This window comes from Shewanella sp. A32 (genome assembly GCF_029167175.1).
Lineage (GTDB): Bacteria > Pseudomonadota > Gammaproteobacteria > Enterobacterales > Shewanellaceae > Shewanella > Shewanella yunxiaonensis.
Genome location: NZ_JARFTS010000015.1, coordinates 72,985 through 84,511 on the forward strand (window position 1 = coordinate 72,985; position 11,527 = coordinate 84,511).

Sequence of the window (11,527 nt, forward strand, 5' to 3'; positions counted from 1 at the left end):
TGTCGCCACTGGCGCAAAAAGGTCACTACGGCTAGTTTACGGCAGCAGGTGTTCACCTTGCCAGAGTTGCTGCAGATTTTCGCGCTCTCTAACAACGTAATGGCTATCACCATCGACCATGATTTCTGCCACTCGTGGGCGAGTGTTGTAGTTGGAAGACATCACGAAGCCATAAGCACCGCTGGAACGCACGGCCAGCAAATCCCCTTTCCGAATAGATAACTCTCTGGATTTACCCAGGAAATCGCCGGTTTCACATACTGGACCTACGATATCGTAAACTTTTGGGGTACTGCGGTACTGACGCACCGGAATAATTTTTTGCCATGCACCGTATAAGGCAGGACGGATCAGGTCATTCATCGCCCCATCGACAATCGCAAAATTTTTCCCTGAGTTTTCCTTCAGATACAGCACCTGCGTAACAAAAATGCCAGCATTGGCCGCAATCGCACGCCCGGGCTCAAATATCAGTTGCAAATCGCGGCCCTGTAATTTTTCCAGCAAGGCGCTGGCATACACGTTAGGCATCGGTGGATTTTCTGCATCATACGTCACGCCCAAACCACCACCGACATCCAGATGATGAATTTCGATACCTTTTTCGGCCAGGCGGTCAATCAGTGCCAACACACGATCCATAGCATCCAGAAATGGTCGCAGCTCGGTTAACTGCGAACCGATATGGCAATCCACCCCTTTGACTTGCAAATAAGGCAATTCCATCGCCCGCACAAAGGCCGCTTCAGCATCAACCATTGCAATGCCGAATTTGTTTTCTTTCAGTCCGGTAGAAATATAGGGATGGGTGCCTGCGTCTACGTCAGGATTAATACGCAAAGAAACCGGTGCAACCGTATTGAGGCCTGCGGCTACATCATTCAGCTGTTCCAGTTCTGCCAGCGACTCGACATTGAAACAATAGATGCCCAAGTCCAGCGCCATCTTCATTTCTGCAGCGGTTTTACCTACCCCGGAAAACACCACTTTGGCAGGATCGCCACCGGCAGCGACAACGCGCGCCAGCTCACCACCAGACACGATGTCAAAACCACTGCCCATACGTGCCAGTAGATTCAACACCGCCAGGTTAGCGTTGGCTTTCACCGCGTAACAGATCATGTGCGGATGCTCGGCCACTGCCGAATCAAACGCATGCCAATGGCGCTCTAATGTCGCACGGGAATAAACATACAACGGCGTACCATACTGTTTTGCCAGCTCCGCTACACCGCAATCCTCAGCAAATAGATGCTTCTCACGAAAATTAAAATAGTCCATGATTCCTCACTTTGACTGTGGCGGGGTTACTGGCGGAGTTGGTTGTGCCTGGTTCGTTTCTTTGACCGGGCTTTTATATAGCGGTCCTTTCTGACCGCAGCCTGTCAGCAACAGGCCGGCTAAGGTACAAGCAATAAGCAATCTCATTTCAATCAACATCTGTGCAGGCGATTTACATTGGCCTTATAATCGCATTCATCTTAATGAAAGCAAAGGACAGAAATTGCATGGCCATGTCAGACAGCGAATATCACCAACTTGCCGACGAAATGTTCGATTTAATCGAAACGGCGGTAGAAAATGCCATTGATAATGACGATGCGGATGTAGACATTGATACGACTGGCAATGTTCTGCAACTGGAATTTACTGACGGCTCAAAGATTGTCATCAATAAACAGGAACCGTTACACGAAATTTGGGTTGCCACACGCTTTGGTGGTTATCACTTTGGCTATGTCGATGGTAAGTGGTTGGATGGCCGCAATGGTGGTGAATTCTTACCTTTCGTACAAGCTGCCATCGCCAAGCAGAGCGGTCTGAAATTATCCTTTTAAGCCGCCGAGACTGAACTGCGGCGGTCAGAATTCTGACTGTCCGGTTCCAGAGGCAAAGCCAAACGGAATCGCCGACGTTTTGTTTTCTTCTGTCACCAGCATAAAAAATTGCGGGAAGTTAAAGCGGTCCCGTAAGTTCTGAATATCACCAAACGCATAGTGACGAGTAAGTTGCGCCACCAACTCGCTAACATCAGCGCCAGCCTGCAGGTAATAGCTGAGTTGATTGCGTTCATCCATCACAAATACATCCAGAACCCCATCACGTTGTTGTAGGAAATATTGCAAGATGCCCTTTACCGCAAAATCCCTGATCACCTGCGGTACGGTGATTTGACGTTTACTGCTTAATTCATTTTGGGGCGGCTGCTGCAACTCGCCACGCGCCATCTGTCGATAAAGGGATTTCACATCTGATAGATCGCGGTAACTCACCCCGCGTGCGTCAAAAAACAACCCATAACGTTTCTCTCTGAGTTGTAATGGCTGAACCAAGGTTCTGGAGTCCCGCGCATCGCGGATCAGTCGGTAAATCTGTTTTAGCAGACGACGAATTCCGTGTTCCAATTGAGGTTGAACTTTCTTGGAGGCACTGACGACATCCAGTTCGACTTTTTCACCGCCCCGCTTAAGCCCGGGTGCCACATAGCTGATCAACTGCAACAATGCCTGCTCGCCCTGAAAACTGTGGCAATGCCACTCACCCCAGGAGTTAAAGCTGATCAGGTGAATACTCCCCAAAAGACAAACCTGCTGCTGCCCTACTGACAACAGATTACTCCCCAGGATATCCAGCATCAGCCCTTGTCCAGGCCAGTCGACCGTTGGATCGTAATCCAGATTCAGCAGCAACAAGACTTTGCGATAATGCCAGGGCTGACACAAATCCATTTTCGACACCCGCCAATGGCGATTTTCCAGATGAGGCAACAATCGCAGAGCAACCCTTCGTAAACGTCGACCACGGGAATTGCTGCGACCATATTCATGCCAGCGCGTGTGTTTATCACAGATACCGTTTAAGCAGGCCCAGGCGATTAAGGAGGCGGTATCTACCGCTTTATAAATGGCGACTTCGCCGAAAAATTGTCGCGGCTCTGGCGGCAAACGATAAAGATAACTCTGCTTCTGCGACTGAGAGCTGCGCACTATCGTTAAATGCTTTTCGGCGAGACTCTGACTCCATAAGGGATTGAGACGCAGGATCTGCTGCTCATTTTCGCTGAAATACGTGTGCAGTTTACGGGTGAGCAATCCAAGATCTTCAATCTTGAAGTGTTCGCTCAGGCTGTGGGTAGAAGCGAAGCGCAGTAAGGTTTGATAACTCACCAACATCAATTCGTTGAGTTGCGCATTAAACCATTGCAGTTCGCCACTATGCCAGTGGTCACAGTTATCCAGCGTCGCCACCAAACTGTAAGGCCACTCCCAGTCCAGCACCATTTTACGCAATTGCTGATAGCGCCAATCTTGCGGTTGTTGTTGATCTGTAAGGCGAATGCCGCATTTCAGATACAGACAGCGACGGGCAATTTCCAGTCGTCGGGTATCGCCAACACGAGTCAGGTAGACGTCAATAACGTCATAAAGCAGCAGATAGGGGTCATTGTCGATGGAAAAGTCTCCCGCGAGCGCCTTCTGCCAAATGGCATCGGTGATCAATTGACTGCGCGGGTAATCACTGGCGTAAGCTTCCAGTAATAGTACTTTTAACAACGCTTTATGAGGTTTATCCAAGCCTTTATATAACTGCCACAGCGACGCACCAAAGTATTCATTCGCAGGCAGTTTATGCACATCACCAAAGAACAGATAGCCCGCTTCCGCCTGTGCCCCCGGCCACCAGGCCACCGGTTTGCCCGCTAATCTTATATGACTGCGATAAAACTCTTCCAACAGCAACCAGTGTTGCGCGCTGCCACTATGTTCATGCCCTAAGATTTCCCATTCATTGTGAATACGGCTTTGATAATCGCGGCTGAACTGTGTTTGGTGAACCAGATAAAAATTGACTTCAAACCCATAGCCAGCAAACCAGTTGGTCAGCATCCGGCTTTTTTGTTGTAGACGCCCGATGCCCGCATTATCCAGTTCTCCGCCGTAGACTAACCAGATATCAACATCGCTTTTAGGATGCTGACCGAAGCTTGCCGTACTGCCCATGGCATACACACCATCGAGGCAGGGGACTTCGGGCGGTTCCGCATCAACCGCTTCTAGCTTGAAGATGTCCAGCGCTTCAAAATGATGAGGCCCCGGCGCGAAATTTTTCACGCCGCAAGGAGTCGACTCGCCGTTATAACCCGGCAAGGATTGATGATGGTGATGAACCAGATATGGGATCAGTGTAAACAGATGTCGCTGCAACGGCGAAAATAAAGCTTTTGCTCGTGCCAATCTGACTCGGTTTAGACGTTCGGCTATCTCGGCTTTTTGTTGGGTAAAGTCGATCATCCGGATCATTATTTATCCCTTTCCACAATGGGAAAACATGCTAACACTTTTCACAAAATGCGCAAACTATGCGACAGAGATCACAAATTGAATCGATAAATAACCGGTTTGATTTCAAAGATTGAGCAATGACGCGTGCCATTATTTTTTCGGCAATGTTAGCATTGCCGCATTTAAACTCTGTGACGGAAAAATTCGGGCATGTCTGAAAATTGTATTCGCATCGCAACACGTAAAAGTCCGCTGGCTATGTGGCAGGCTGAGTTTGTCAAAGCTGAGCTGGAGAAAATCCATCCAGGACTGGTAGTTGAGTTGTTACCTATGAGTACCAAGGGTGATGTCATTCTTGATACTCCTTTGGCTAAAGTTGGCGGTAAGGGATTGTTTGTCAAAGAGCTGGAAGTTGCCATGCTGGAAGGACAAGCCGATATTGCCGTACATTCCATGAAAGATGTACCGGTTGAGTTCCCAGAAGGGCTCGGACTGGAAGTCATCTGTAAACGTGAAGACCCACGGGATGCGTTTGTGTCTAACACATACAAGCATCTGGAAGAATTGCCACAGGGTGCAGTAGTGGGAACGTCCAGCCTGCGCCGTCAGTGCCAACTGCGTGAACGCCGCCCGGATCTGGTGATCAAGGATCTGCGAGGTAACGTCGGCACACGTCTTAGCAAACTGGATGCCGGTGATTACGATGCCATCATTCTGGCGGCTGCGGGGCTGATCCGCCTTGAGCTTAAAGAACGTATTGCCAGCTTTATTCCAGCAGAAGATTCACTGCCAGCCAACGGTCAGGGTGCGGTAGGGATTGAATGTCGTACCGATGATCAACGCGTAAAAGCCTTACTGGCGCCGTTAGAACATAAGGAAACCCGTTACCGGGTGCTGGCAGAACGCGCAATGAATACCCGCCTCGAAGGGGGATGTCAGGTACCGATTGGTGCTTATGCCGAAATTGATGGCGACGACATGTTACTGCGCGGTTTAGTCGGTAATCCTGACGGTTCACAGGTGATCCGTGGTGAAGTCAAAGGCCACAAACTGGATGCGGTTGCGATGGGTAATGCGCTGGCAGAAGAGTTGCTTGAGAAAGGCGCGAAAACCATTCTGGACGCAGTATACGGTAACAATTAAGCCGAGTTTCATGAAGGTACTGCTGACCCGTCCTGAAGGACGTAATCAGTCAATGGAGGATGCCCTGCAACAGCGGGGCATTGCCTCATTAACGACCCCGTTGATGGCCATTGAGCCTATACATAATCCACAAGGTACTGCTTTGTTGGATGACGCTGATATTGTCATCTTTATCAGCACCAATGCCGTTGAATTCGCCAACCAATCTGTCACCGGTATCTGGCCCACCAATAAACATTACATTGCTGTGGGTGACGCAACTTGTCAGGCACTGAAGACGTTAAACGTTGCAGTTATTCCCGCACCTGAAGATCTACAGCAAACGGAAGGCTTGCTGACACTTCCCATATTGCAAACAGACAAGGTGAGTCAACGCCAAGTGTTGATTATTCGAGGGAAAGGAGGCCGCGAAGTTCTGGGCGATACGCTCCAGCAACGCGGGGCAATTCTCAGTTATTGGGAAGTATATCAACGCATTTGTCCTCGCTACGACGCACAACAAATCGTTAAGACCTGGCAAGATTTCGGCATCGACACTATTCTGCTTACCAGTGGTGAGGTGCTGACAAATCTGTTGAATATGTTACCAAAAGAGTATTTTCCTTGGTTGCAGGCATGTCATATCATAGTTCCTAGTATCCGGGTGGAACGTCAGGCTACAGCTGCGGGATTATCCCATGTTACAAATGCGACAGCAGCCAACAGCCAAGCGATGTTAGCCGCATTATCGCTGTAATTTGCGTCTCCGCCTGCCCCATTATTGTTCAAGGACTGTTTTTATGGACAACGAAAAGCCAGAGGTTGAGCGCAATATGTCAGCCGAATCAGATCTGCCACAGCCCGAGACAGAAGTCATATCCCCGGCGCCCGCTACCGAACGAACCCCCAAAGCTAAAAGTTCACTTGCGTTGCGCTTAGTCGTGCTAATCACTTTTGTCATCGCTGTGTTAGCTTGTGTTGGTAGTGGTTATCTTTATTGGCAGTTGCAATTACAGTCACAACAAACTTCTTCGATGGCAACGTCAATGCAGCAAGCATTGCAGGCGCCAGAAAATGAACTCCGTCAATTGGCGCAGCAACTGCAGCAATCCCAGCAAGCATCTGCGAACCAGCAAACGACGATCGAAGCGCTGCAACAAAGTGACCAGCAACTGCAGAGCAAAATTGCCACATTAGCCCAGCGCCACCCTAATCACTGGCTAGCAGCCGAAGCTGAATATCTGGTGAGAATTGCTGGTCGAAAACTGTGGTTAGAAAAAGATCCACAAACTGCAGTCGGCTTATTGCAAGCTGCTGACGAACGAATCGCCGCCATGCAAGAACCGTCATTAGTGCCGCTGAGAAAGGCATTAGCGCAAGATATTGCCAATGTGCAGGACATCAAGACCGTAGATATTGCCGGCACTGTGTTTACGTTAGACGGCATTATCGGCAAGCTCGACAAAATGCCGCTGCACCAATTAGGGCAGCATGAGCAAACAGCAGATGAAAATAGCCAGCAGATGTCCGATTCTGTCTCCGACTGGAAGTCCAACCTGGCAAAAACCTGGAAGGCATTGACTGAAGATTTCTTTACCATCCGCAAAATTAACACCGACATCACGCCATTATTATCGCCGAAGCAGGAATGGTATCTAGAAGAAAATATCCGCAATAAATTGCTACAAGCGCAATTGGCGTTATACCAATACAACGCGCTCAATTATCGTCAATCAATCACCATGGCGCGCAAATGGATCCAGCAATATTACGACCTGGAAGATGAACATACGCAGGAAGTGCTACAAGCATTACAGGCATTGGTAAACCTGACACTGGACCCTATCAATGTGCAGCAATTTCAGTGCAGTGCCCAACTGAAGCAACTGGTCACTTATGGCAAGTTGGTGCCTGCTACGGAGGCTGAACAATGATCAGAGCGCTGGTTTACCTGCTTATCATTCTGGCAGGACTCTGTCTTAGCCCCTTCATAGTGGGTAAAAGTGGTTACGTATATGTGGCATTTCTCGACTGGCAGCTCGAGACAACCGTGACATTTGCAGTCATTGCCTTGGTGGTATTCTACGGGTTGTTACAACTACTAGAATGGCTATTGGTCGGACTGTTGCATCTTATCCTTAGTAGTCGTTATCTACCGCAACGCTGGCGCCGTAATGCTGCGCGCAAACACACGCTAGTCGGAGCACTCGCCTTAGCTGAAGAGGACTGGCCTGCGGCAGAGCGAGCGATGCGCAAAGGTGCAGAGCAAGGTGAAATTCCGGCATTGAACTATTTGGCAGCGGCAAGAGCAGCACAACATCAGCTAAAAGTTGAGGCACGAGATAACTACCTTGATAAAGCCGCCGAACTTCCCATCGCGTTTGCGGCTGTCACAACTACCCGCATCCGTTATTTATTGCAGCAGGGAGAAGTTGTAGAAGCTCGCGCGCTGCTTGATACTCTGAAGCCCAACAGTAAAAGCAAAATTCCCGTCATCAAACTGGCAGCGGATCTTTATCAACGGCAACAAGACTGGCAAGCACTTAAGTTGTTACTTCCCGCCTTAGCCAAGCGCAAAGTATTAACTGATGAGGCGTGGGAGGCGTTATCGGTTAAGGTGGATCAGGAACTGCTGCAGCAAGCAGCCAATACCAGTATTGAGGAATTAGATAGGTGCTGGCAATGGCTTAGCCGTTCAGAAAAAAGTCTGGACGCAAACATCGCGACTTATGCGCGCGGGCTAGCGCAACATGAACAGCGTGACGCGGCAATAAAGCTGCTACGTAAACAGTTGAAGAAAGATGTTTCAGCCGACATTTTTGAAGCGGTTGCGGATATCTATCAAGCGGAAGATACCGAAACTTTGTCATTGCTACAAAAACTTGCGCCTAAATTAGATAACCACGCTGATTATCAGTTATGTATGGCAAGAATTTATGAGACGTGCCGCGATTTGTCTGCGGCCAAAGAGGCATGGCAGCAGTTATGTAAGTTACTGCCAAAACCCCAGTACTGGGCAGCACTGGGGGCTCTCCAAGAGCAATTAGGAAATAACACTGACGCACTGTTCTGCTACAAGCAAGCCAGCAAAAATTAATCGTCAAATTAACGACTGAACATAACGATAAAGCCGCAACAATATGCGGCTTTATTTTATGAATTTTTACTCATATTGCTTCATTTTTATTTACAACAACATCTAAATTCAATACATCTTTAATTAACATACTAATTTACAAGCACTTTATTACAGTCCCAACCGTCCCCTTACACATTCATAAAAAATACACAATAGCTTATTTATCATCCTGTTTTACAATGATTTTTTTATGCGTCAATAAATTGACATCGGGTAATTAATAACCTAACATTTCCTGAAAACTGTGAAAGACGCGCTAAAATTAGTAGGCATCTCTAACAAATTATTATCAATTTTAGTAGGCCATTCGGACGGCTTGCAGCGGGGCAGTGGATAGTATGAATACCGTAATTACCCAACAAGACAGTCAAATCAATAACTTGAAAGGTCAAATTGCTGTAGTTATCGACGGCGTACAACACCTAGTGAAGGAAGGCGAAATTATTCCTAAAGGTGCCGAGTTAATTATTGGTAATAATGCCAGTGCTAACCTTGCTCAAGCTGATGGCAGCAACGTCGCGATTGGTGCGACAGAGCAACAAGGGCAAGCGGCCGCCACTGACGCGGAAATTCAGCAATTACAGGATTTGATCGCTGCAGGACAAGATCCCACCGCTAATTTACCTGAAACTGCTGCCGGTAACCCAATATCTGGCGGTGGCGATTCAGGTTATGTTGCGGTCTCGCGTGATGGTAGCGAAGTTCTCGCCAGTTCAGGATATGACACCGGGACCTTCTCCGTGGCGGGGACCACAACAACTCAAGATCCACTGACCACCTATTTGGCCAGCAGCGCTGTCGATGATGTCAACACTATAGAAGAAGATACCGTTGCAACGGGAAATGTGCTGACCAATGACACTATTTCCGGAGGTTCCCTTACCGTCACCGACTACGTAGTCGAAGGAAATAGTTACGCTGCCGGTAATACTGCAGCTCTGGAAAACGGTACCTTAACGCTCAATAGCGACGGTAGCTATACCTTTACTCCAGACGCAAATTGGAACGGCACCGTACCAGTTATTACCTACACAACCAGCGCTGGTGATACCGCAACACTCACCATAACTGTGACTCCAGTAAATGATGCGCCAGAATTGGCTCCAGATGTCGGTTCCGTCGATGAAAGTGCTACGCTGACAGTGAGCGCTATTAATGGTGTATTAAGCAATGATACTGACGTCGATGGAAATAGCCTGACGGTTACCGGCATTATGCCCGGTACTACGGGCACAATGACGGCAATCACCAGTGGATCCGCAACAACGCTGACAAATGAATATGGCACGCTGACAATAAATGCTGATGGTAGCTACAACTTTGCGGCGACCGGTGAAGCTTCCAAAGCGCTCGCGGATGGCGAAAATGCTGAGACCGTATTTACCTATACTGCCACTGACGGAACAGATGCGCTGACCAGCACGTTAACTATCACTATCAGTGGTGTAGATGACACTATTAGCTTGATGGGGCTGGATGGTGTAGAACAAGCCGTTTCTGAAACAAATCTGGCAGACGGCAGTTCTCCCGATAGTGCGTTACTGACCCAAGATGGAACGTTCAGTTTCTCTACAACCGGCACTGTTGATACATTAACTATCGATGGCGCGACGTTGACTCTCGATCAGTTACAGAATTTAGGCAGTGATCCTGTCACTATTACAACCGAACACGGCACATTGGTACTGACCAATTACACAGGCGATAAAACCGGTGGCGAAGTTAGTTATAGCTATACGCTTGATACTTCTGTAAATAATAATACTGTCCCAGGCGCTGACGACAACGGTTATACCGAAAGCTTTGCGGTAACAGTTACCGCTACCGACGGGAATAGCCAGTCTGATTCTCTGGACATTTATATCGCAGACGATGTGCCTACTGCCGTCTCCGACACTGACACCGTCACTGCAGGTAGCTTTGATCCCATTAACGGCAACGTCATCACTGGCGTGGGCACCACCAACAACGGTGCCGACACCGTGGGGGCCGATAACGCTACGGTTACGGCCATTGCACATGGCACCAACACCAGTTACACCACTAACCAAGACGGCTCTCTGTCGATTGCCGGCACTTATGGCACCCTGACCATTGCTGCCGACGGCAGTTACAACTACGCCCGAGCCGAAGGCTCTGCCGGCGGTGTTGAGGATGTCTTCACTTACACCCTGACCGATGGCGATGGCGACAGCAAACCTGCCACCCTCACCATCAGTATTGGTGATGACACCCCGACAGTAGATATTCCACAGGCGGGCGGTGATTCCACCACCGTCTACGAAGCTGGTCTGCCTGCCCGTAACGGCGAACCCGCAGGCTCTCATGCTGGCGATGGGAGCAATACCACCACAGGCACTATCACATTTACTGCGCATGATGGTCTGCAGGGCATTACCTTGGGCGGTTATACCGTCAATGCCGGTGCGACACCTCAGTATTTGGGGGATGGCTTATCAGCCAGTTACGCCTTTGATGCCAACACTGGCACCGGGACTATCAGTTACAGCTACACCCTGCCAGATAACACCAGCGGGGATGACACCACTGCCGACTTTGATGTGGTCGTCACTGATACAGATGGCGATAAAACCTCCGGCACAACCTTATCTATCAGCATCGTTGATGATGTCCCAACCGCGGTGAACGACACTGACAGCATTGCGGCCGCTGGCAACAGCGCCACTGGTAACGTCATTACCGGTGTCGGCACCACCAACAACGGCGCCGATACTGTGGGTGCCGATAATGCCTCGGTGACCGCTATCACTAGCACCAGTGGCAACGCTGCTACCACTAACGCCAACGGTGACTTTGTTATCGTCGGCCTGTATGGCACGCTGACCATTGATGCTGAAGGCAACTACAGCTACGCCCGCGCCGAAGGCTCTCAAGGTGGCGTCAGCGATGTCTTCACTTACACCCTGACGGATAGCGATGGCGACGACAAACCTGCCACCCTGACTATCAGCATCGGGGATGA

General features: G+C 49.2%; 8 protein-coding genes. 6 read left to right on the top strand and 2 right to left on the bottom strand.

The window, feature by feature from the left end; translation table 11 throughout:
- Positions 1–36: 36 nt before the first annotated feature.
- Positions 37–1,281, bottom strand: coding sequence for a diaminopimelate decarboxylase (gene lysA, locus PY479_RS11945; RefSeq protein ID WP_212595220.1), 1,245 nt, complete (start codon positions 1,279–1,281; stop codon positions 37–39).
- 227 nt (positions 1,282–1,508) lie between these two features.
- Here lysA and cyaY point away from each other — a divergent pair, with 227 nt between their 5' ends.
- A complete protein-coding gene (gene cyaY, locus PY479_RS11950) occupies positions 1,509–1,838 on the top strand; it encodes an iron donor protein CyaY (protein ID WP_212595218.1) in 330 nt (109 codons plus the stop codon).
- Positions 1,839–1,862: 24 nt separating this feature from the next.
- Here cyaY and PY479_RS11955 read toward each other — a convergent pair whose 3' ends face one another.
- Positions 1,863–4,301, bottom strand: a complete 2,439-nt coding sequence (locus PY479_RS11955) for a class I adenylate cyclase (RefSeq protein WP_275483903.1) — start codon at positions 4,299–4,301, stop codon at positions 1,863–1,865.
- Between the two features lie 192 nt (positions 4,302–4,493).
- Between PY479_RS11955 and hemC the strand changes: the two genes are divergently transcribed.
- The 5 genes from hemC to PY479_RS11980 form a co-directional block, all read left to right on the top strand.
- Positions 4,494–5,426 (top strand): hydroxymethylbilane synthase, encoded by a 933-nt coding sequence (gene hemC / locus PY479_RS11960; protein WP_212595217.1) that lies wholly within the window; start codon positions 4,494–4,496, stop codon positions 5,424–5,426.
- Positions 5,427–5,436: 10 nt separating this feature from the next.
- Positions 5,437–6,162 (top strand): uroporphyrinogen-III synthase, encoded by a 726-nt coding sequence (locus tag PY479_RS11965; RefSeq protein WP_275483904.1) that lies wholly within the window; start codon positions 5,437–5,439, stop codon positions 6,160–6,162.
- A gap of 43 nt (positions 6,163–6,205) precedes the next feature.
- On the top strand, positions 6,206–7,339 hold the full coding sequence (locus PY479_RS11970) for a uroporphyrinogen-III C-methyltransferase (RefSeq protein ID WP_275483905.1): 1,134 nt from the start codon (positions 6,206–6,208) through the stop codon (positions 7,337–7,339).
- Positions 7,336–8,502 (top strand): heme biosynthesis HemY N-terminal domain-containing protein, encoded by a 1,167-nt coding sequence (locus PY479_RS11975; RefSeq protein ID WP_275483906.1) that lies wholly within the window; start codon positions 7,336–7,338, stop codon positions 8,500–8,502. The genes PY479_RS11970 and PY479_RS11975 overlap by 4 nt, the downstream gene beginning before the upstream one ends.
- A 380-nt stretch (positions 8,503–8,882) precedes the next feature.
- Positions 8,883–11,527, top strand: a 2,645-nt coding sequence (locus tag PY479_RS11980) for a retention module-containing protein (protein WP_275483907.1), incomplete at its 3' end; no start/stop codon positions are given.